This is a genomic window from Ruegeria sp. AH3, from assembly GCF_056536265.1.
Genome location: NZ_JBQFJL010000001.1, coordinates 2,763,896 through 2,786,260 on the forward strand (window position 1 = coordinate 2,763,896; position 22,365 = coordinate 2,786,260).

The window sequence follows — 22,365 nt, forward strand, 5'->3', positions numbered from 1 at the left end:
TTGGGGTTACTCGGCTGCGACTGCAGCCTTGCTGTTAAACCGGTCGATAATGGCCTCGGCGCAGTCACGACCATCGCGTATCGCCCATACGACCAAAGAGGCACCGCGCACGATGTCACCGATGGCATAGACACCGTCCATCTCGGTCTCACCAGTCTGGAAGGCCGCTTTGACGGTACCCCAGCGGGTCACCGGCAGGTCAGATTGACCGAACAGGGTTGGCAGGTCTTCGGGCTCGAACCCCAGTGCCTTGATCACCAGATCGGACTCCTCAACGTAATCCGCGCCCTCGATCACCTCAGGGGCCTGACGTCCCGACGCATCGGGCTGACCCAAGCGCATTTTCTGCACCATCACGCCTGAAACCGTATCATCGCCGGTGAACCCTTTGGGCGCGCTCAGCCATTCGAAGATTACGCCTTCTTCCTCAGCATTCTGCGTTTCACGCTGCGAACCCGGCATGTTGGCGCGGTCGCGCCGATACAGACATTTGACCGAGGTCGCGCCCTGACGGATCGATGTGCGCACACAATCCATCGCGGTGTCACCGCCACCGATCACGACAACTTTTTTGCCCTCGGCATTCAGGCGACCATTGTCGAAGTCTTCAACCTCATCTCCGAAGCTCTTGCGGTTCGAGGCGGTCAGAAAGTCGATGGCTTTTTCGATCCCGGCGAGACCGCTGCCCGGCATGGACAAATCGCGGGATTTGTAAACGCCGGTGGCAATGATCACCGCGTCATGCTTGGTGCGGATCTCTTCGAACTTCGCGGCATCCACGTCGCAGTTCAATTCGAACGCGACGCCGCCATCGGCCAGCAGGTCATTGCGCCGTTGCACAATGTCTTTTTCCAACTTGAAGCCGGGGATGCCATACATCAGCAAACCGCCCGCGCGGTCATAGCGGTCATAGACGGTCACCTGAATGCCCGCACGCCGCAGCATATCCGCTGCCGCAAGGCCACCCGGCCCGCCGCCGATGATACCAACGCTCTCGCTGCGCTCAGCGCCCGGTGCGACTGGTTTCACCCAGCCTTGGTCCCACGCAGTGTCAGTGATGTATTTCTCGATCGAGCCGATCGTGACCGTGCCGTGGCCGGATTGCTCGATCACACAATTACCCTCACACAGACGGTCCTGCGGGCAGATACGCCCGCAAATCTCGGGGAAGGTATTGGTGGCCTGACTGGTCTGATAAGCCTCTTCAAGGCGCCCTGTTGCTGTCAGATTCAGCCAATCGGGGATGTTGTTGTGCAACGGGCAGTGCGACTGACAATAGGGCACGCCGCATTGGCTACAGCGGCTGGCTTGCTCAGCTGCCTTCTCGGCCGCGTACTCGGCATAGATTTCGTCAAAGTCTTCCTTGCGGTCATTTGCAGCACGCTTTTCAGGCATGACGCGATCGATCTGCACAAATTTCAGCATCGGTTGCTTGGCCACGGGTCAGACTCCATGAATTGGCTAGGTCAGGCCTCTTTAAAAGATGAGCAGTCAGATTAAAAGTCAATATTGCTGACTTATTTATCAAATACTCAGGGAAATTCGGCTTTGGGCGCGAAATTATTCCCGATTTTAGCTCCGCTTCGGACCTATTTGAGCACTTTCCTTTCACGCACCACACTTATACCCATTGATCACAACAATATGACCATAGCGCAGGGTCGAGCAGATGAGCCTTTTCCACCTGATTCTCGTGGCGATCATTCAGGGCGTCACCGAGTTTCTGCCCGTGTCATCATCGGGACATCTGATTCTGCTGCCCAGCCTCACAGGGATTGACGACCAAGGGCTTGCGATTGACGTCGCAGTCCATGTGGGAACGCTGGGTGCGGTCGTTTTGTATTTCTGGAGCGATGTAAGAAAAGCGCTGTCCGGCCTTCCTGAGGTGCTGCAGGGTCGCACCGACAAGCCAGAGGCGCGTCTGGCACTGGGTTTGATCATCGCCACAATCCCGACCGTGATCGCGGGTGCAATCATTTACATGACCGGCCTCGAACAAGCTTTACGGTCGATTGCCGTAATCGGCTGGACGATGCTGGGCTTCGGGCTGCTGCTTTACTGGATGGATCAGAAGGGCGCACAGACCAAGCAGGCGGGCGACTGGAGCCTGCGTGATGCACTCATCATGGGTGTCTGGCAGATGTTGGCACTGATCCCGGGAACGTCACGCTCGGGCATCACCATTACCGGCGCACGCAAACTTGGTTACACCCGCGAAGATGGTGCCCGGATTGCAATGCTGATGTCGATCCCGACCATTCTAGCCTCGGGCGTGCTGTTGTCTTTTGATGTGATCCAGCAAGCCAATATGCAACTGGCCAAGGACGGAGCGATTGCGGCAGTCTTTGCCTTTGCATCGGCCCTGTTGGCGCTCAGCCTGATGATGCGACTGCTGCGCAGCGTCAGCTTTACACCCTACGTGATATACCGGGTCATTCTGGGTGCGGTCTTGCTTGTGATCGCCTACAGCTGATCAGATCCGCAGGTTTTTGGCCGAATTTTGAATGTCGTCATATTGACCCGACGGGCGGAACTTCCACAGGTAATCTGGCAGCACCGACTCGAGCGTAGTGGGCTCGATCCCCAACTCAGCAAATCCTTTCGCGCCTTCCGACACGACATTGTCGCGCCGTAGGTTCTTCAACTGATCGCGGGTCAGGATGTTGTTCGGGAACACCTGGAAACTGACGAATTTCATTATATCCAAAGCCCCGGCCATAACCTTCGCGGCCAGGAATGGTACGCTCAGAATGACGCGGCGGCGATGAATCACGCCCAGCATCTGCTGCATCAGGGCACGGAAGGTCTTGGTCTCAGGCCCGCCCAGTTCGTAAACCCCCGGCTGGGCCTTGCCTAGAACACCCTGAACCGCGGCCTGTGCCACGTCATCCACATAGACCGGCTGAAACCGTGTCTCGGCCCCTACCAGCGGCAGGAACGGGCTCAACCGAGTCATTCCGGCAAAGCGGTTGAAGAACTGATCCTCGGTACCGAAGATCACAGACGGGCGCAGAATGACAGCGTTCGGCATATGCTGTAGCACGGCTGCCTCACCCTGAGCTTTGGTGCGCGAATACGCGCTGTCCGAATCTATATCCGCGCCAATCGCAGAAATGTGCACCATCCGCTCAATGCCTTGAGCCGCAGCCAGTCGGGCAATACGCTCAGCCCCATCTGCCTGAACAGCGTCGAATGCGTTTTGCCCCAATTCGTTCAGAACACCTACGCAATTGACCACAGCATCGACCCCATGCATCGCTGCAGCAACCGAGGCATCATCACGAATGTTGCACAAGATGGGTTCAACCTGACCAACGGCACCGTATGGCTTTACGAACATCGCCTCATTGGGTCGCCGTACGGCCACACGCACGCGCCAGCCTTCTGAGGCCATCCGGCGCGCGATATAGCGGCCGACAAAGCCCGATCCACCGTAAATCGTGACCAGTTTGGACATGATGGCGCTCCTGCTGTCTGGGTCTGTTTTGATCTAGCGCCCAAGCGCGCGGCGAACAAGGCGCAATAACGCCGCGTGTCTGCGAAAATCGGAGGTCCTGACCGATCTAACGGGGGCGTTACAAAAAACTTCACAAAACTGACGCGAATCTGGTTGACGCCCCCCGCCAGTCAGCTTAAACGCCCCTCCACGACACCTGCCCAGGTGGCGGAATTGGTAGACGCGCTAGCTTCAGGTGCTAGTGTCCGTATGGACGTGGAGGTTCGAGTCCTCTCCTGGGCACCATTTCTTCCCTTTAAGCACATAATTTTCAATGGATTAGATAGAACTCGCGCCTCGTAAAGGTGACGCAGTGCCTCTAGTCATTTTTGAAGCAGGAGCGATTCTGATCATACCTAAGTGTATCGAACGGAATGCAATCCTTGGGGTATGGCGCTTTCGCAGTCGTATGCCCTGTTTCCGTCAGCTAGGGAAAACCGCTGTCAGACGCCACAATGAGCCGTTTCATGGAGCGAGGGATACATGCGTGCATCCCTGATCACAAACAGCGCTAAACACCAGTGAAGCACAACAAGCGCAAGTACAGGCGCCGCAACCAGATTGAGATCATGTTCGGCAGACTCACGGATTGAAGGCGTGTTGCCATCCGATACGACAGGTTCCCAAAAGTGCTCCTGTCTGCCATCGTTCTTGCCGCTCTCGTCATTTCCCGGCTATGAGTACTGAGCCTAAATCTGATGACACATCCCCACCCGTTTCCGAACTGCGACTCACGTACACGCTCGGAAACCAATGGCCTTGAGCCTGAGCCAATCGTCAATGTATGTTCGACCTTTCCCACCTATTGAGCGATGATTTCAACTCACTAAGCTGCGCACGTCGGATGCTAGAAGGAGTTACAGAGAATTTCCTTCGGAAGGATCGGTTGAACGTTGACAGGCTGGAAAATCCACAGATGTGTGCAACTTCAGAAATCGGAATACTGGTTTGTTCAACCATCGACTTTGCTTTTTCCAGCTTTAGTCCCATAAAAAATTTCATAGGACTCTGATCGAAATATTTTTTGAATAACCGCTCTACGTGACGGGCACTCATATTCAGCTCTTTTGCGATTTCTGATGTGCTGTAATCTGGATAGCTGTAATTCTTCATGATTTTGACCGCTTTTAAAACTCTCACATCATCAACACCTAACCGGTCCTGTAATGATCTCCTTTGTTTTGTGCATTGCTCTCTAATTTCACCCTTTATTAAAATATCCGCAACATGAGCAGCAAACGAGCGACCCAAATGTTTGTCGATAATATATAACATGACATCAAAAGTAGCGATATAACCACCGGATGTGAGCATTCGCTCAGACTCAGAAAATATTGCATCATCCAAAACGCTTGGGTGAAGCTCAAAGTCAACTGCGGCTAGTTCTTTCCAATGTGCTGTAACCGGCTTATGACCAAAAAAACCGGTGCTCGAAACAGACGTTACGGCATCGGATAGTATCACCATTTCGGATGACCGTTGCCTAACCCAGTTTACCGCTGTTTTTAGCTCCAATGCATGTTTTTTGCATTCTTTTCCGTCGAGGAAAACCATAATGTCTGGCGGTTTGCTCACGGTCCGGAAGTCGCTGGCTTTAACTTCAATCCCGGCGGTCGATTCTATAGCGCCTTCTGAGTTTGAAACGATATTCCATGTATACAACTCCTTGCCTGAAACCGAATTTGCACATTGCAGAATATCCAGAATTGCCGCCAGTTCTGTAACAATGAAGTCAGGAAGAACATACAGCATAACCTCGCGCGATCGCGCGAATTCATTGTGATCCAGTTTAGCCATCTTTTCTCCCCATTTTATGCGCCGACAGGAAGGCACGGTCGATCAGCATTATTCCTTCCTTCGTCAACGCATATAAAAGCCCTTCTCGCCTCTGCCATTCGCGTTTTTTGGCCGTTCATTAAATATCTGCATCGCTACAAGTTAAATTTAGCAAGCAAACGATTAAATCATCAGCGTCTTACCAGTTCTCTGCGCCGCGCACATCGCGCGGACAGACATATCTTGCTGTAGGCCTCGTGCTGCACGCGGCCCTGAGCAAACAATCAGCGAAGAGATAAGGCGAATGACGAAGGTGCCGCCACATTCCCTACGAAGAAATGCGACGGGCACATCCTGAGATCTTAGCCTGTGCTCACTTCAACAAGCCTTCGCGCACCAATTCATCCTGTGTTTTCTCGATGCCCTTACGCAACGTATCGGCCAAGCAATCAATGTTCTCATAGGACATGGTCAAGGGTGGAGACAGGATGTTCAGGTGACCGGCCGGTCGAATGATCAGCCCCATCTCACGGCAATTGACAGCGATGCGTTCGCCGATATCAATTTCAGCATCAAACAGAGCTTTACTCTGTTTGTCCGCGACATTTTCAATCGCGACCATGAAACCTTCGCCACGCACGTCCCCCACAATCGGCAGGTCCGAAAGCGCTTTCAGCTTGCCCATGAAGTAGGGCGCGTATTCTAGTACACGGTCGCACAGATTTTCACGCTCCATGATTTCGATGTTCTTCAAAGCGGCGGCACAACAGACCGGGTGTTCCGCATAAGTAAACCCATGTGTGAACATCGAGCCTTTTTCGATCGGCGTTCTAAGGGCTTCCATGATCTTGTCACTCAAGATGGTGGCACCAAGCGGCAGATAGCCGGATGTCAGGCCCTTCGCCACCACGACAATATCGGGATCCATCTCAAACATTGCCTGCGACGCGAACATATGCCCCAATCGGCCGAATGCCGTCACAACCTCATCTGCCAGAATGAGAATATCGTTATCTTTACAGATCTTGGAAATCCGTTTGAAGTAACCAGAAGGCGGAAGCAGCACACCGGCCATGCCCATAATTGGTTCAGCGAAGAAGCATGAGATGTTTTCCGCTCCGACCTCTTCCACTTTTGCCCGGAATTCCTCAACCAGCTTGTCGCAGAACTCTGCGTCCGACAAACCATCAGCATCTCGATAGGCGTAAGGCGCCGACAAGTAATGAACCCCCACTTCAGGAAGGTCAAAACCGATCTTGTTATATGGGATACCGCAGAGCGCGGCCGAAACCGTTGTGCTGCCGTGATAGCCGCTATGGCGGGCAAGAATTTGCTTCTTATTGGGCTTGCCGATGCTGTTGAAGTAGAGCTGGATCACTCGCAGGGCCGCGTCGTTAGACGTAGACCCACCGCTAGAAAACAGAACATGATTCAGATCGCCAGGAGCAAGCTCGGCCAGCTTTGCGGTGAGTTCCGCCGCCGGAGGAGTCGTCGTATTGCGAAACGGGTTTGCATAAGGCAGCATGCGCGCTTGCTGAGTGATCGCATCCACAATCTCAGTCCGACCATAAGAGCGCTTTGGGGATCTGTAGCATCGGGTTCCAAAACGCCCCGATCTTTGAGCTCCCAAACATGATCTCAAAGGGAAACGCTGACAGTCCGCCTAGTTCAGTCCTGTTTGTTCGATTAAAGTCTTAACTCTTATCTTGGGGCGGGCTTGCGCGTACGCCCGGCCCGCTCATGGTTGTAAGCCTTTAATCGCGAAAAAAAGTCTGATTAGTTTGCGACTGGAGATCATGTAATGATGTATCTGGTGAAGTCGGTTATATTTGCGAACCAGACGTCTTCAGTATTCTCGATACTTCCATACCCCCAACCGGCATGTACGAAGTGAAACCCTGCTCTTACGGCAGCTTGTTTGTCGACTTCCATATCCCCGATGTAAACCGAACGCGATGGATCAGAACTGGTAGTCAAGGCACACTTCAAGAGTTGATCGGGGGAAGGTTTTCCGCGGCCTGCTTTGACATCGTCAGGCGTGGTTAAGCAATCGAATGCGATGTCAGGCAATAGTGCATCAAGTATTGCCGTGGTTCGCTCGCGGTTCTTCGAGGTTGCAACAGCCAGCTTCAATCCATATGAAGCAAGCTGCTTTAGCCCGTCTTCGACCCCATCGTACACCCGAATATGATGCTGATTTTCAAGCGAATACAAATTGTAAAGGCGAGCGATTTCATCATGATGGGCGTCATCAATCTGCAAGTGCTCCAGGATCGCCTTAAACGGATATCCGATAAACTGTGCATAGGAAGAGAACGGTACTGACAACCCCACATCACGCATTGTAGCGTCCCAAGACAGTTCCATTGCGGGCACTGAATCGATCAAGACACCATCCAAGTCAAACGCTACCAGCTCAACGTTTCTATTCCTTGCTTGTGAATTCATCAAATTCACAAAGAAGTGGTCCTGGGTCGAACTGACACTTTCGGCTGTGTAATCCAGCAACTTAACCGCAAGATTAAAATCTGAAAGCTCATCAATATCCACGGCCTCACGATGATCAACTTCCGCCAAATACACCGGAGCGTTTATTCTCGTGTTGTGAGCGAGATAATCTTCTTTCCAAAAAACATAGGCACCGCTTGTTTCTGCGAACACCGGTGTAAGACTCTGAGTTTGAGCGATCATCTCCGGATTGTAGTTAATCGGCTCACCATCAAACCAGCAATAGGTTTGTAACTTCTCGACCGCCGCTGCCGAGCGGTACTCTCCAGACGTCACCTTCTCAATTGCGTCTCGCAGTGTTTCGCTGCGTATGAACGGCGAAGTCGCATGACATAAGACAATTACATCAGCATCTATACGCTCAACGGCATACCGAAACAGCTCATTTGCCTTTACTCCATCCCCATCCAGATAAGGTGGTCGAGCAAGAAATCTCGCGCCTGCAGGAAGCAGCTTCATTACTTGAGGTTGGCTTGAGTAGCTAAAAACGTCTCCAACACTCTCCAACTCCACGAGCGTTCTGAAAATGTGGTATGCAAGCGGGTGATCGCCCAAACGCAGAAAATTCTTGTTTGGCAATCTCCTCGACTGAAGTTTTAGAGGCACAAGAGCAGAAACTTTGATCATATTCATGAATACCAATTTGAGTGTATTAGCAGATATTCGTTGTTGGAAAACGCGCCCGAGAACTATCCACTTCCAGACTAACTCGCAACCCCAGTAATTTGTCCTGTGAGGATGCGCCGCACTTCCATCAGCACAGGCGAATATCGAACCCAGATTCGATGCTACAGCAGAACCAATTGCTAACTATCCAGTTGCTGCACCTTCTATTCATTAAGGGCTTCAATATTTGCGTATGGGTTAGTCATATTTGTAGTGGGCCAGTGATCAATCAACCGCAGGTACATGTCACAAAAAAACGATGGTTGTATCGGGAGTGAGGCATTGCCTGGTAGTGCCTCAAGCACCCACGCAGCCCTCCATCGCTTCCCAGTCCTGGGTGAATGACAGCGGATATTGGAATGGCATTTCGCGCGCTGCAGTAAAACTTGCCTAGTATTTGCCGTTAGTCTTCCGTTTGAGGCGAGAAATACTTGGCCTCTATCCATTCCCTCAACTCGCGTACGTCTGGCTGATCCGCGATTTCGGCGATCCGTGCCTTGTGACGGGCGACGCACAGCTTATGCAAACGCTTGGTTTCTGTGTCCTGCAGCAACTCAGCCTCTGCCGCCCGTGCAGCTGGCAGCTGATGGGCGATCCAGTTTTCTGATGACCCGCCTCGCATCCGAACACGATAGTATTTGTTATTTACTCTGCGGTTTTTGTTCACAACATCGCCCCGATCCATCTTGATCAGATACGAGTCTACCGAGCGTAATCCATGGTGATTGAGCGTCACCAGATCATAGGCCCCCCTGCAATCATAGCTTTTCTGCTTTTCATCGGTGACGAACTCAAACGGTGCTGGACGGCCTGAACCATCTAACCATACAAGATCATTTTCGGATCCCGGGTGTATCAAAGGGCGGTGGTTCGACGGACGTTCGAACGCAGCTAATCCGTGCAGGATCGTCTTAACACCTCGGCGCGCCTTCCAGGGACCTGGCGACGGATTATCGTGAACCTTATATTCCTCAGTCAACCATACATCGTGATATGCCTTATGCCCGCTTGATGTGAAATTCAGCTCGCTCATGGACAGAGCATGAAAGGGGCCCGCCGCCCTTAACAGATCGGTAAAATGACCGTCACCAACCCGGATGTTGACGAATTCATCCACGTCCATCGAGATGACATAGTCAGACCGTCTGACAACAGGCATTTGTCGCGCATACTTAATCGCAACAGGCTGGTAGTAAGTCGACTGCATCACAACAGCCGGATTGGGCAAGTGAATGATTTCACCCAACTCATCCAGTCGGTCCAGCAGAAGATCCGTGCCATCCGTGCAGTGATTTGAGAAAACGACAAAATTACTGATGCCGATTGATTTGTGAAACGCCAGCCATTCGAGGATGAAAGGCCCCTCATTCTTCATACAGGTGATGATGGTGACCGTCGGGTCTTCCAGATTGTGCGTTGGATCAGGGAGTGCCGCTCTCGCAGGTTGCAAGCGATCTGCGGATCTCTCCAAAACCCAAACCGAACCTTTGAGGTAATCTTGGTTCACTTCAAAACCGAGCGCATTAAACCTGGCGAACACGCGATCCTGTCCCGCTTCGCCATAAACTTTTGGATGTAGCTCAAGGATGACCGTGTTCACGCCTTGAAGCGACGTGTTGTTGAATAGATCGAGCTCGGCACCCTCTATGTCAGCGATGATGACGGTCGGACGTACTTCCTTCAACAGCTCGTCAATGCCATAACCTGGAACAGATACGACCCGCGTGAAAGGCCGAGAGTCCGGCTCCATGCTAGCGGCCCAGAAATCCTTTCGTAAATAGAAGTCCATGGCTTGACTGCTCTTCGCGCAGACAACTCCGTTGCGAATATCGACATTTGCAATGTCGTTGATGCGGTGGGTTTCTTCAATCAACCCGATGAGTTCAGGATTGGCTTCTAACGCAACAACTTTTTCAACACCGGGCACCTGAGCTGCCACCCCGGAAATCAGACCAACGCCAGCACCCAACTCCAGTACCCGATCGCCAGAACTCAAGAGTTTTCTGACCGCCTCGCATTCGCCCTTTTCATAGCGATTGTTTCGCATAGGGCGCTCGATCTTCGGTGTTATGACCTGAGGTACAAATGGGATGCGAAGCCCCTGAACCTCAATCGTCTCTGCATAGTTAAAGCTTGAATCTGTTTCCGCCAACCTTGCAGGCATGGAATTGCCATCTGACATGTCATTCTCCGTCCGGAGACGAAATCCGGTATCCTAAATTGCGCAGGCATCTGATAGCTTTGCTACGCAGATCTGGTTGCTGCCGCAGTAACCGCGTCATGCTGCGTTTTACGTAGCTATCTGCAAGTACTTCGTCATATTTCGCCTCCAACACCTCAAGTGGTATCCGGTTGCTGTCCTTTAGCATGGTCGCCCGAACTCCAGTATCTGGGCCGATAAAGATCGCGGAGATGTATCCACCGCCAAAAACCACCGCATGCTCAGCACCCAGGCTCTCCAGATAGCTCGTAGCGTTCTGGACCGCCGGATAGATGATGTGCGTATCGTCAAAGACCACGATGCATTTCTCTTTCATCACGGTCAGCACGTTCAAAAAGTCCGTAAAGGCTGCCGCGATCGTGTGTTCGCCGTCAATGAACGCAAGATCAAACCGGGCCTCGGGCGGGTCCGAGCGCAACGATGCGGACGTCGTCTCGCGTGTTGACAGTTTCTGCATCTGGCTGTCGTTTGCATATTGCCGAAGGCCATCCAGCATATCCTGGGTCGTCACATGCTTGTACTGATCTAATGCCCCCCGCGCATCCGGGGTCATTTCGGGGCGCAGGTCGATCGACAGCGCTTCGATACAGTCGTCATCCATGACATGTGGTTGCAAGGATTTCCCCAGATACGAGCCGATCTCCAGATACCGGTAGGAGCCGTCTTTGGCCGCAATCTCCTGCACGTTAATAAGGGTGCGGGTGCCGCGCCTGCCGACCTGTCCTTTGAGTTTGAAATCGTCATTCGTCAGCGTATTCGGTGCAACCATTACCAGGTGACCTCAGTTCTTGTTCGAAGCATCGACCAGTTCCTGCGCAAGCTTCGAAAGCGCCGTATTGATAGCGGGATCGTTGTCGAATTCGTCCTTTTCGATCAGGGTCTGTAACCTGCTCCAGCGTTTGGCCAGAATGCAGCGCGACATGGCGGGCGGAAACAGCTCAGCTTCGGCACCGGCCTGCGCCCAAGCTTGCAAAATCGACGGTTTGGGAGTGTCTCCGTCCACGCACCAGGTATGTTCAAACAGCGTCATGATGAACTTCAGAGGTGCTTGTTTCGGATGCCTTCGATCCGCAACATAGGGCAGCTTGAAGACATCTGTGACGATCTCATAGGACGGCCAATAGTGCAGAACGCCTTCGTCTTGGAACTCACGGACCACTTCGTCCAGAGCCACGCGCAGAACACTTTTCGAGACGGAGTTCGACGTCAGGCATGAGTTATCCCGGAACGTCGCGATCAGCGGGATCGGAGACAGGGTAAACAGTATCTTGGCATCCGGCCGATGTTTTCGGATCAGATGGTAGATAGCACGCAGGTTATCTTTGTTTTCTTCGACCGTCGACACGCGAAACTTGTGCCGCGATGGGTCATAAACATCTTTGGGAATGGTGCGCCAGAACACGTTCCCAGTGACCTCATCATACCAGATCTCTGATAATCCGAAGGTCAGGATGAACACATCGGTTTCGTCAAATATACGTTTGGTTTCCGCCTGCACCTCAGGGTCATAACCATAGGATTCGGCCTTGTAGCCATGCCAGAGCTCTCCTTCGAAAACCTTGTTTTCCCATGCCCACTCGAATTGCTGGCGGATCACGAAAGAATTCACCATGCCTTCGCCACAGGTCACGACATAGGCATCTTTGGCATCTTCTTCCTTGTTGAGAACACGATAGTTCCGACGCGACAGCCATTCCGAGATATTCGCCGCAAAACAGCTGCCAAAGGCTGTAATCTGTGTGTCGGGGGTGATGAACGGTTCTTTCGGGGTCCAGCCTTTCAGCACGTATTTTCCAACTGCATCCGCTGGAATCATGCGCGCTACATTCGGGTTGGCATTCGTGTGCTCACCCCGAAACCAGGTTCTGAATTCAGGTGTATTTTTCGTCGTGCGTTGAAAGTTGAAGTGACGCGCACGGTTCGATCTTGCCATATCGCCCTCAAGTCAGTTGCCCTGGCGCTTATTGTTGGCGGAAAGCTGCGCCTTGTTGCAGCTACATCTATCCACAACACCATCTGAATTCTAGCGATGTTTTGTTGCCCGCCTTTTCGCTGAGGCTTGCTGGACGCACCCCACCTGATCCAATAGAGTTGCGAAAAACAGGTCGACGGGGTCCCCTGACGGCTCAGGCGAGGTTGCAGAGCATAACATGACAGACCTTCACCAAATCGGCATGCTGTGGATGCGCGGTTCGCTGAGCTTTCTCGAGCAGCTCTGCGTTCAGTCTTTCCTCGATGCGGGGCACCATACCATCCTTTACACCTACGAGGATGTCGATCGCGTGCCGAACGGGGTCGAGTTTCGCGATGCCGCCGATGTCCTGCCTGAAACCGGGTTTCTGGTACACGAACGCACCGGCTCGCCTGCGCTGCATTCCGATCTGTTCCGATACCACATGCTGCGTGACGCCGACCGAATGATCTGGGCCGACACGGACGCCTATTGCCGCAAACCCTTCGTTACCGAGACCGGCCATTTCTTTGGCTGGGAAAGCAAGAAGCACATCAATGGTGGTGTATTAGGCCTGCCCCGCGATAGCGAAGCACTGCGTCTGCTGCTGGATCATTGCTCGGACGAATTTGCCATCCCGACTTGGTATGGCGAGAAATACGTCAAGGAACTGGAAGAGAAGAAAGCCGCTGGCAACCCGGTTCACGCTGGCGAACAGCCATGGGGTGTCTGGGGGCCGCATGCGGTCTCGCACTTCCTGCACAAGACCGGCGAAGATCGCTATGCCTTCCCGCAGGAGGGGCTCTATCCCTACACATTCAAAGACCGTCGCAAGATCGTAAAGCCCAACAACCGGATCAGCGATTACGTCACCGACAATACCTATTCGGTGCATCTGTACGGTCGGCGAATGCGCAAGTTTCTGGCCGAGCATTACAAGGGTGTACCCGATCCGACCGGTCTGCTGGGGCAATTGCTAATCAAGCACAAGATCAACCCGCTGAATGCTCCATTGCGGGATTATCCAAACCCCGATCCCAATAGCGCCTTCGCCAAGGTGTTTCGGGAAGAGATCGACGGCAAGCAATATGCGGCGGCCACACCCGCGGTCAGCGATACTGCACCCCTGAAATCGGTTGTTGGGGTGACAACCATGAAGAACGAGGGACCCTATATTCTGGATTGGGTCGCTTATCATCTGTGGCTGGGATTTACCCATTTCCTGATCTACACCAACGACTGCTCGGACGGCACAGATGAGATTCTTGACTGTCTTGCTGAACGCGGGCTGGTCACTCGCGTCGACAACCCAGCACGCATAGACAAAGGCGAACGGCCGCAGCGCGTGGCGCTGGCACTGGCGCAGGATCATCCGGTGATTCAGGCGGCAGATGCTTACATGGTCTTTGACGTGGATGAATATATCAACATCCACACGCCCGAGGGCACCTTGCGATCCCTCATGAACGCCACTGGAAATCCTGAACTTATCGCAATGACCTGGCGGTTCTTCGGTTGTTCCGGTGTTGTCGATTTCGCTGATAACCCTGTGCCGCTCCAGTTTGACCGCTGCGCCCCGCAGAAAGTGCGCGTGCCCCATCACAACTGGGGCTTCAAAACCTTCGCGCGCAGACCGTCGAGCTATTCGAAATTCGGCATCCACCGACCATTGGAGCCGGTGACAGAGACCATGCCCCATTGGGTCAACGGATCGGGCCGACAGATGCCCGACCGTTATCACGAAAAGGGCTGGCGGTCGTCGCTGGAAAGCTGGGGCTACGATCTGGTAACGCTGAACCATTACTCGATCCGGTCGCTGGACAGCTATCTGGTCAAACGCGACCGCGGCCGCACCAATCACATCAACCGCGAACAGGGCATCGGGTATTGGAATATCCACAACCGCAATGACGAACAGGACACCTCTATCCGGTCACATTTCGAGAAATCCAAGCCTGTACGTGACGACCTGCTCGCGGACCAACGATTGGCAGAATTGCATGAGGCAAGCTGCAACTGGCATCGCGCGCGGATCAACGCTCTGAAGGACCTGCCTGAATACAACCAGCTCTACCAGATCCTGTCTCAGGACATCCTGTCCCACAGTGTATCGGACGACGTTCAGCCAGGTTTTGCACCACTTTCCCATACCGCGCTGACAGGTGAGCCCTTTGTCAGCGATCAGCCCCAACCGACACCACCCGAAGAACCGGAACCGCAAGCTGAAGTTCTGCAAGCCTCGGGTCATCCCATCCTACTGGGAGACGACGCGCAAGAAGCTTATGAGAGCATCAAGAAACGTGTCGAAACACTATTCTCGCCCCTCAAACCCGTCCCCCCCCTCTCACGCGATAAGATCACGCTTGTAACAACAATGCGGAATGAGGCACCTTTTCTACTGGAATGGGTCGCCTATCATCGCTCGATCGGGGTGACGGATTTTCTGATTTATACCAATGGCTGTACCGATGAGACGGTTGAGCTGCTGGACCGCTTGCAGGCGCTGGGATATGTGACGCGACTGGACAATCCATTCAAGTCAGACAAAGGGCAAAAACCGCAACGCGGAGCGCTGAACCATGCGATCACCCATCCTCTGATCTCGGATGCGGATTGGTACATGTGCATGGATTGTGACGAGTTCATAAACATCCATGTGGGTGATGGTACCATGCCCGAGCTGTTCGCGGCGATGAATGAACCGAACCTGATCTCGATGACATGGAAGCTGTTCGGGAATGCGGACGTTACCGATTTCGAAGACAAGTGGGTCATCGAAACCTTCGACCGCTGCGCGCCTCAATTCATCCCTAAGCCGCGCATGGGCTGGGGCTTCAAGACAATGGTCCACAAATCTGCGCCCTATGCCAAGCTCGGCGTTCACAGGCCGCTGAGCCCGGACGAAGATCGGCTGTCTGAGATACGGTGGGTTAATGGATCTGGTCTGGAAATGCCGGAACAGGTGCATGCATCAAACAGCTGGCGGTCAACCAAACGGTCGCTAGGTTATGATCTCGTCACGCTGAACCACTACACTTTGCGATCTGCCGACAGCTATCTGGTCAAGCGTGATCGGGGGCGGGTGAACCATGTCGATGAAGATATGGGCGGGTATTACTGGGACCGCCGGAACTATAACAGTGAACGTGACGCCCGAATTCAACAGCATGTGCCACGTGCCCGCGAAGAACTGTATCGGATTATGGCCGATGCCGAGATCGCGGCGCTGCACAAGTCAGCTGTCGAGACGCACAAACGTAAGGTGGCCGAATTGAAGGCCCTGCCTGAATATGCACGCCTCTACGAAAAGATTTCCGCGCCTGACCAACCTGACGCGATTTTCATGCCCGAGCGCACCGAAGCTGAGGTGGCCGATTAGCCGTCCTGCTCACGCGCCTGTTTCTCGGCGTGGATCGCCCGGCGGATCGACATGAGCTGGCTCCACATGCGACGCTGTGCGGTCATCGGCAGAACGCGCGTCGGGCCGATCTGACAGAGGCGCGCGTGCGTGTAGAACATATCTGAATCCTGCATCAGCGTTTTGATGCGTTGGTGCCGCCACGCGACGGATCGGGTATGCAATTGATCCAGTTCAGGGTCGGCGCGCAGCTCGGCCACGCCGTCGGCAATCGCATCGGCGTGGCGCAGGATCGTGGCATCTTCGATCTGATTGAAATCGCGGTCGATCCAATAGGCCAGATCAATCGGGTCTTCGCTGTGATTGGGGCGACCCCGTTCGGCCTTGACCAGATAGTTCTCGACCGAGCCCAGAGCGTAGTGGTTCAACTGCGCCAACCCATATCTCGGCGCGACGCTGGGAATGACCGTGCCGGGTATGGCAGGGGCCGGATCACCATTGCCATCAACCATGTTGAATTCCGCACCGTCCTTTAACCGGGGCCTGTGCACGCCCAGCCGGTCCAGCCGCTGATCAGCAAGGAACAGTGTCTTGAACTGCACCGCACGCCATGGCCATAGCAATGTTGCAGGGGCCGCGCGAGTGAAGAGGCGCGTCATCGGCTGATCCTGAAAGGCAACTTGCTGATTATGCCCGAACATCCGCCACGGTACAGCAAACCCATCCGCATCGGGCCGCGCCGCAATCAGATCGGCGATCTGGCCGCTGCCTTCGTGAATGCACAGGAACTCATCCACATCCGATACCAATATCCAATCGGCCTGCTCGACCAGCCGGTGGTTCGATGCGCGGCTCAGGGCCTGCCACTGCACCGTTTTCTTGCCTTTGCGCGGGTTGGGCTTGTGGTAGACGATTTTCAGCGCATGCAACCGATCCAGAATCTCATCGGTTCCGTCCTCGCAATCATTGCTGAAGATCAGGAAATCCGTAACGCCGATGGCCCGATGATAAGCAATCCATTCCAGAATGAACGGGCCTTCGTTGCGCATGGTGGTCACGATCAGGCAGCGCATGGGTCATATCCCGTTCAACAAGTTAAGATCGCCAGAAATCAAGGTTTTGGACGCTCAGAAACAAGGATCGCATAATCCTGATCATTCGGCCAGCGGGCACGTCAATACGCGGCCTCGGCCTCATCGGGCAGCAACAGGCTGAACTCACCTTCCGAGAATTCATCGAAAGACAAATCCCACGATGCCCCGGGCCAAAGCAGTTGCAGTTGCTTTTTTGCGGGTCGGTAGACGGCTGTGTAAAGCGTTCCGAACCCGGATTTGAACGCGGTGGAATAAAGCGGCGGGCGCAGGAAGGCATCGATAAAACGCTTTTCGCTTTCCCGGTGCTGGTTCAGCCGGTTCAGAAGAAAGCGTTCGCGTTCGACCGTCGCTGTAAACCGCGCGTGTTTGGACCATTCAACCTGACCCTGATGGTTCGTCGCCACCGGCACATCCGAAATCTGCGGATGCCGGTCCGGGGCAAGGTAAACTGTGCTGTGGTTATGTTTCGCATCCAATACGGTGACGTTATAGCTCATGTGACAGGGGATGCGGCACAGGCAGTCGACCGCTTCAGCCGTGGTTTCGCAGGTTTGCAGCACATAGCGCAGGATCAGCGGAACACCGAACCCGTCCCCCACCTCGCGCCGCCCGCCGAAGGTAAGCGAGACGGTCAGACCCGCATCGTTGATCCCATCGAGCAGGCCCAGAACACCGTCACTCATCCCGATGATCCCGCGCCCGCCCCAGTGGGTTTTCAGCAGTGCCGCATCAAACGTCTTCGGATGGTAGTCATAGTTGCGCACCAGAAACGGGGTCTTGCCACGCCAGATCGCCTGACTGCAGCCCGACAGGTATTTCGGCGGGCAGTAGAAGCTGAGAAACCGCGCCTGGCTATCGCTGCCTCCGACCAGTTCGACCACCTCTTCATAGAGCGGCAGGAGCTCGGGCATGTGCTTTTGCAAGGCGCGCAGGCATTCGCGATAGGTGGGACGGGCCGAATACCCCTCTTGCGCCCACCAATCGCGATAGGCGGGCCAGTATTCGGCAAACAGCCCGGCCAGCTTGGGACCGGGCTGTTCCTCGTCGATTGAGCGAAAAACAAGCGCCATGGGGCTTTCTACATGATCTTGAACGCGGGGTCTTGCATCGGTTGCGCAGCAGGCAGGGGCTCAGCCGTATAGGCCGAGGTGATGCCATGGATCCATTTCTTCGAATTGTCCGTCAGCTTGAAGCCTTTGGTCATCGACCGGCCGCGCGTCACCAGAATACCCAGATCAGCGCCTTCATAGCGATAATCGCCGACATTCGAGATGCGCAAGAAGAACGCCTCATTCTCACCCACAGCGCGGCGGTGATAGTCGAAGCGGTCAAATACAACGCGGCCATCCTCAAGCATCTTGTAGATGCCCGATTGCGGCGCCTGCGTGATGCGGTCGACACTGTCATCGGTGTGTTTGATCACCATCTGCGACCAGCTGTCGATCATGTCAGGGTCAGCCCAGCGCGCGTTTAGCTCTTCGACATCCAGCTCGAATGGCTTCTTTGAGAATTCCAACAGGTGGAACAGGAACAGCGGCGCGTCCGCATGGGCAAAGGCCGCGTGGTTGGTCATCGAACTGGCGCCGGTGATGCGCGGGTTCAACTCACCCAACCATAACTCATCAGTTTTTTTATCGATCAGAAAGTCGAGTTCGAAATATCCGCGATAGCCGGATTTGCGCAGCTCTTCCCCGAACTGGAAGGTCAGCTGCCGCGCCTGTTCTCTGGCTTTCGGAGGAAAAGCGGTCGAGAAGATCTCGTTCCCGCACCAGCCGCCGCGATAGGGGGTGAGTTCGTTGAAACCCACAAGCTCGGTCATCAGCGGGCCCACAATGGTGCCTTCCGAGGTTGCACAGGCCTCGATCGCCGCCCCGCGACAGTCGATCCGCTTCATGATCTTGATCTCGCCTTCGCCGACGATTTCATCTTTGTGCTTGTTGAAATCGGCCTCGGACTTGATGAAGAACGTCGTATGGCCGCTGTCACCAAAGGCCGATTGCAGAACCAGATCATGGCCCAGCCCGGCCTTGTCGCAGATTTTCTGCAGGTGATCGTAGCTTTTGACCACACTCAGGGTATTAGGCACGGAAGGAACACCTGCCTTGTTGCCGATGCGGACCGTTTCGATCTTGTTGTCGCATTTGGTGCGCAGCTTGGCCTTGGGGAACCACAGTTGCCCGCCCAGTTCCTTGACCAGCTTCTCGGTCGTTTCATCAAACATCAGGAAGACAAACTTGGGTTTACCACCGCGCCGCTTGACCAGATCGATGACTTCTTTGTGCTGCAGTAGATAGTTGTTGATGTCTTCGATGGACTGGAACTCATCATGCGGCATTTCAGAAGGCACGAACACGTTCGGATGTCGCCCGTCAAAGCAATCCATGTAGCAGATATAGGTGAAGTTCATCACCCATTCATCCAGCCCCAACAGGTTGAAATTGGTCGCCGATACAAAATAGATCGGGTCCTTGTTGGTGTGGAAATACCGACGGATTTCCGAGATGTTCTTTAGCACCTTCTTTGGCATGATTGTTGTCCTCCCTGACCCCTTAGGGGTTCTTGACTGATTTCAAAGCGTCTTCTGTAAAGATGCGCAGGCCCAGATCGGCGCGGAATCCATGGATTTCCGAAACGTCCAGTTCCTGCATGAATTTGAGGATTTCGGGGCTGATCACCTGCCCCGGCACCAGAATGGGAAAGCCCGGCGGGTACGGGATCACGAAGGTCGCCGAGACCATCTCCTCTCCGGCCTCCAGCCGCTCAAGCATCTCTTTGTCTGGCTCGACGTAGTCGCAGTTATCTTCGTCATAAGACAGGAAGAAGGCGGTACGGATATCCCCCGCCTCGGTGCCTTTTTCACAACGGAACGCATCGTGGAACCGGCTGAAATCGGGCAGCGGCGGGACGTGTTCGCTCAGGTTTCTGACGCGCTTCTCAAAGGCTCGTTTTTCCATCTTGGACGCGTCGTCCATCAGATCGTCCAGTTCCTTGGCGATCTCGACTAGCACCTCGATCAGATAAGCAACCGAACTGCGCGTGGTGCCGATATTGGTCATGAACAACACGGTATTGCGCGAGGTCTTGTTGATCTGGATGCCGTACTTGTCCATCAAGATCTTGGTCTTGAACGTATCGCCATCCCAGCCGGTCGCGCCCACATGCAGCGTGATGCGGGTGGCATCCAGAACGAATTCGTCCTTTGCCCAACAATCCCAGACATCAGCCCAGCCCTGATCGGGGTCGAAATAGCTGGTCATGCCGCTTTCGCGATATTCCTCGGGGATCATGTCGCCCGCTGTGACCAACTTGAAATACTTCCTGAGCAGCGGATGGGTCGTCACCGCCCGGCGGATTGCCATCGCGCTTTCGACTTGTCGCTGAACGAATTCATAGCCCTCGATCTCGACCTGCCTGCGACCTACATCCAGTGAGGCGATGATCTGGTAGTTGGGCGAGGTCGAGGTGTGGGTCATGTAAGCCTCGTGAAAGGCCTCTTCGACCGCACCTTTGAACTGCTGGTCGTTGACGTGGATCATCGAGCCCTGCCGTAGCGCGGTCAGCGTCTTGTGCGTTGATTGCGTGGCATAGACCCGCACCCGCGCATCCGGCGGCGCGATCAGGCGGGTGTTCAGCAGGGTTTCGTCATCCGCGCCTTCCAGTTCAACCTGCTGCGCCGCATAAGCCTCGGCATGTTCCGGGGTGCGGAACCGCTCGCGCAGCAGGTTGGCCGAGCGCATCGCCGTGCGCACACGCGTATTCGGGGCAAAACGGGCATAGCCGAACCATGCCTCATCCCACAGGAACACAAGGTCTTTCTTGATCGCCAAACATTCCTGCATCACCCGCTGCACGTTATAGACAATGCCGTCGAAGGTGCAGTTCGTCAGCAGCACCATACGGACCTGATCCAGCTTACCCTCGGCCTTCAAAGCCAACAGCTTGTGCTTGATTTCACGGATCGGCACCGCGCCGTACATCGAGTAATCGTGTAGTGGATAGCTGTCCATATAGACCACGCTCGCCCCCGCCAGTACCATGCCGTAATGGTGGGATTTGTGGCAGTCGCGGTCGACCAGAACGATGTCGCCGGGTCGGACCAGAGCTTGAACGACGATCTTGTTACAGGTCGACGTACCATTGGTGGCGAAAAACGTCTGTTTAGAGCCGAATGCACGGGCGGCAGCTTCTTGCGCCTCTTTGATCGGGCCACGCGGTTCCAGCAGCGAATCCAGCCCGCCCGAGGTGGCTGAGGTTTCGGCCATGAAGATGTTCGATCCGTAGAACGCCCCCATGTCCTGAATCCAATGGCTGCGGCTGATCGATTTGCCCCGACTGATCGGCATGGCATGGAACACGCCAGTGGGTTGTTTCGAGTATTCCTTGAGCGCCGTGAAGAACGGCGTCTTATAGCGCCGCTGCACTCCGCGCAGGATGTTCAGGTGCAATTCCAGAAAGTCTTCCTGATTGTAGAACACCCGCCGGCACAGGCCCAGATCGAGACCGGCAATATCTTCCGCCGAACGGTCGGTGATTAGATAAGCGTCCAGCTCGGGGCGCAGCATGCCGATCCTGCGGCAGGTTTCAGGGCCGTATTCCGAGGGGGACAGCGCATCTAGATCGGCGCCCTCGCCATAGAGGCTGATATAGCGGCCCAAAACATTGGTTTCGTTCTTGGACTTCAGGCTAAGGCCCGGGCGAACAATGACCGCCTGTACATTCTGATTGAATAGAACCCCGATCAGGGCATCCTCGACACTGGGGACTATGACGGTTTCATAAATGAACGGGTCTTCGCTGCGGCGCATCCGTTGCAGGCTGGATTGCAGGAACCGTTCCTGATGTTCGTTGACATTGTCGACGATCATCACCTCGAAATAGGGCCGCCCCAGCGCGCGGGCCTCATGGCTTTGGGCCGCTTCATCCTCGAACTCATCACCTTCGGTTTCATCCGCGATCAGAGGGATAGAACGGCGGCGATAAGCCCCCGAGGTGAGCGCCCGCGACACCCGCCGCACGGCAGTCGAGAAATCGGAAAAATTGCCATGATCCAGCAGTCGGCGCAGATAGTCGAAGGCCGACCCCCCAGGGAAAGCGAAATACACCTCGATCGGGGCCAATGCCTGCAGCAACTGCCGTGCGCGATCTCGATCCTTTTCGCTTCCGCCCTGGTCCAGCGACTCGGCCGTTTCCCGCAGCGCGCTCCATCGGTCTGCCCTCAGCTGTGAGGCGCTGTAGTAGTCCGAGATGGTGTGGAGCTTTTCGCTGTCGGAAATGCCGTGCATGAAGTTTGTCCTT

At 54.5% G+C, this 22,365-nt stretch carries 14 protein-coding genes, 1 tRNA gene and 1 pseudogene; 4 read left to right on the forward strand and 12 right to left on the reverse strand.

The genetic code is table 11. The features are described from left to right. Window positions 1–6 precede the first annotated feature (6 nt). The gene (locus ACR3EM_RS13930; protein WP_480471248.1) at window positions 7–1,440 is read right to left on the reverse strand and encodes an NAD(P)-dependent oxidoreductase; all 1,434 of its coding nucleotides are present in this window, start codon (window positions 1,438–1,440) and stop codon (window positions 7–9) included. A 229-nt stretch (window positions 1,441–1,669) separates the two neighbouring features. On the opposite strand from ACR3EM_RS13930, the gene ACR3EM_RS13935 reads away from it, so the two are divergent. Then, window positions 1,670–2,473 carry an undecaprenyl-diphosphate phosphatase gene (locus ACR3EM_RS13935; RefSeq protein ID WP_480471249.1) on the forward strand — a complete coding sequence of 268 codons (804 nt, stop codon included), beginning with the start codon at window positions 1,670–1,672 and terminating at the stop codon, window positions 2,471–2,473. Here the strand turns inward: ACR3EM_RS13935 and ACR3EM_RS13940 are convergent, their stop codons facing one another. Then, entirely contained in the window at window positions 2,474–3,457 is a 984-nt protein-coding gene (locus ACR3EM_RS13940) for a complex I NDUFA9 subunit family protein (protein WP_480471250.1), read from the reverse strand. Window positions 3,458–3,655: 198 nt separating this feature from the next. On the opposite strand from ACR3EM_RS13940, the gene ACR3EM_RS13945 reads away from it, so the two are divergent. Continuing rightward, window positions 3,656–3,742: transfer RNA gene (locus ACR3EM_RS13945), tRNA-Leu, on the forward strand. Between the two features lie 224 nt (window positions 3,743–3,966). Further along, window positions 3,967–4,176: pseudogene (locus ACR3EM_RS13950) on the forward strand (transposase); the annotation flags it as partial. A gap of 97 nt (window positions 4,177–4,273) precedes the next feature. Here ACR3EM_RS13950 and ACR3EM_RS13955 read toward each other — a convergent pair. The 6 genes from ACR3EM_RS13955 to ACR3EM_RS13980 form a co-directional block, all read right to left on the reverse strand. Further along, a complete protein-coding gene (locus ACR3EM_RS13955; protein WP_480471251.1) occupies window positions 4,274–5,293 on the reverse strand; it encodes a GlxA family transcriptional regulator in 1,020 nt (339 codons plus the stop codon). Window positions 5,294–5,645: 352 nt separating this feature from the next. After that, complete coding sequence (locus ACR3EM_RS13960; RefSeq protein WP_480471252.1) at window positions 5,646–6,824, reverse strand: aminotransferase class III-fold pyridoxal phosphate-dependent enzyme; 1,179 nt, start codon at window positions 6,822–6,824, stop codon at window positions 5,646–5,648. Between the two features lie 242 nt (window positions 6,825–7,066). Beyond that, window positions 7,067–8,413: an HAD hydrolase-like protein gene (locus tag ACR3EM_RS13965; RefSeq protein ID WP_480471253.1), complete on the reverse strand. Its 1,347-nt coding sequence runs from the start codon at window positions 8,411–8,413 to the stop codon at window positions 7,067–7,069. A 436-nt stretch (window positions 8,414–8,849) separates the two neighbouring features. Continuing rightward, window positions 8,850–10,628, reverse strand: a complete 1,779-nt coding sequence (locus ACR3EM_RS13970) for an FkbM family methyltransferase (RefSeq protein WP_480471254.1) — start codon at window positions 10,626–10,628, stop codon at window positions 8,850–8,852. A 1-nt stretch (window position 10,629) separates the two neighbouring features. Beyond that, on the reverse strand, window positions 10,630–11,436 hold the full coding sequence (locus ACR3EM_RS13975) for a class I SAM-dependent methyltransferase (RefSeq protein ID WP_480471255.1): 807 nt from the start codon (window positions 11,434–11,436) through the stop codon (window positions 10,630–10,632). Window positions 11,437–11,448: 12 nt separating this feature from the next. After that, entirely contained in the window at window positions 11,449–12,600 is a 1,152-nt protein-coding gene (locus ACR3EM_RS13980) for a GSCFA domain-containing protein (RefSeq protein ID WP_480471256.1), read from the reverse strand. A 217-nt stretch (window positions 12,601–12,817) separates the two neighbouring features. Here ACR3EM_RS13980 and ACR3EM_RS13985 point away from each other — a divergent pair, with 217 nt between their 5' ends. After that, the gene (locus ACR3EM_RS13985) at window positions 12,818–15,997 is read left to right on the forward strand and encodes a glycosyltransferase family 2 protein (RefSeq protein ID WP_480471257.1); all 3,180 of its coding nucleotides are present in this window, start codon (window positions 12,818–12,820) and stop codon (window positions 15,995–15,997) included. On the opposite strand, the gene ACR3EM_RS13990 is transcribed toward ACR3EM_RS13985, so the two are convergent. The 4 genes from ACR3EM_RS13990 to ACR3EM_RS14005 form a co-directional block, all read right to left on the reverse strand. Continuing rightward, on the reverse strand, window positions 15,994–17,049 hold the full coding sequence (locus ACR3EM_RS13990; protein WP_480471258.1) for a glycosyltransferase family 2 protein: 1,056 nt from the start codon (window positions 17,047–17,049) through the stop codon (window positions 15,994–15,996). The genes ACR3EM_RS13985 and ACR3EM_RS13990 overlap by 4 nt on opposite strands. Before the next feature lie 101 nt (window positions 17,050–17,150). Beyond that, the gene (locus ACR3EM_RS13995; RefSeq protein WP_480471259.1) at window positions 17,151–18,140 is read right to left on the reverse strand and encodes a C45 family autoproteolytic acyltransferase/hydolase; all 990 of its coding nucleotides are present in this window, start codon (window positions 18,138–18,140) and stop codon (window positions 17,151–17,153) included. An 8-nt stretch (window positions 18,141–18,148) separates the two neighbouring features. Further along, entirely contained in the window at window positions 18,149–19,597 is a 1,449-nt protein-coding gene (locus ACR3EM_RS14000) for a biotin carboxylase (protein WP_480471260.1), read from the reverse strand. Window positions 19,598–19,619: 22 nt separating this feature from the next. Next, the gene (locus ACR3EM_RS14005) at window positions 19,620–22,352 is read right to left on the reverse strand and encodes an aminotransferase class I/II-fold pyridoxal phosphate-dependent enzyme (protein WP_480471261.1); all 2,733 of its coding nucleotides are present in this window, start codon (window positions 22,350–22,352) and stop codon (window positions 19,620–19,622) included. Window positions 22,353–22,365 lie beyond the last annotated feature (13 nt).

What these genes read in the sequence shown, in the direction of transcription:
- ACR3EM_RS13935 (WP_480471249.1), top strand. Translation starts at nt 1,670, where the DNA reads ATGAGCCTTTTCCACCTGATTCTCGTGGCGATCATTCAGGGCGTCACC.
- ACR3EM_RS13940 (WP_480471250.1), bottom strand. Translation starts at nt 3,457, where the DNA reads ATGTCCAAACTGGTCACGATTTACGGTGGATCGGGCTTTGTCGGCCGC.
- ACR3EM_RS13955 (WP_480471251.1), bottom strand. Translation starts at nt 5,293, where the DNA reads ATGGCTAAACTGGATCACAATGAATTCGCGCGATCGCGCGAGGTTATG.
- ACR3EM_RS13965 (WP_480471253.1), bottom strand. Translation starts at nt 8,413, where the DNA reads ATGAATATGATCAAAGTTTCTGCTCTTGTGCCTCTAAAACTTCAGTCG.
- ACR3EM_RS13970 (WP_480471254.1), bottom strand. Translation starts at nt 10,628, where the DNA reads ATGTCAGATGGCAATTCCATGCCTGCAAGGTTGGCGGAAACAGATTCA.
- ACR3EM_RS13975 (WP_480471255.1), bottom strand. Translation starts at nt 11,436, where the DNA reads ATGGTTGCACCGAATACGCTGACGAATGACGATTTCAAACTCAAAGGA.
- ACR3EM_RS13980 (WP_480471256.1), bottom strand. Translation starts at nt 12,600, where the DNA reads ATGGCAAGATCGAACCGTGCGCGTCACTTCAACTTTCAACGCACGACG.
- ACR3EM_RS13985 (WP_480471257.1), top strand. Translation starts at nt 12,818, where the DNA reads ATGACAGACCTTCACCAAATCGGCATGCTGTGGATGCGCGGTTCGCTG.
- ACR3EM_RS13990 (WP_480471258.1), bottom strand. Translation starts at nt 17,049, where the DNA reads ATGCGCTGCCTGATCGTGACCACCATGCGCAACGAAGGCCCGTTCATT.
- ACR3EM_RS13995 (WP_480471259.1), bottom strand. Translation starts at nt 18,140, where the DNA reads ATGGCGCTTGTTTTTCGCTCAATCGACGAGGAACAGCCCGGTCCCAAG.
- ACR3EM_RS14000 (WP_480471260.1), bottom strand. Translation starts at nt 19,597, where the DNA reads ATGCCAAAGAAGGTGCTAAAGAACATCTCGGAAATCCGTCGGTATTTC.
- ACR3EM_RS14005 (WP_480471261.1), bottom strand. Translation starts at nt 22,352, where the DNA reads ATGCACGGCATTTCCGACAGCGAAAAGCTCCACACCATCTCGGACTAC.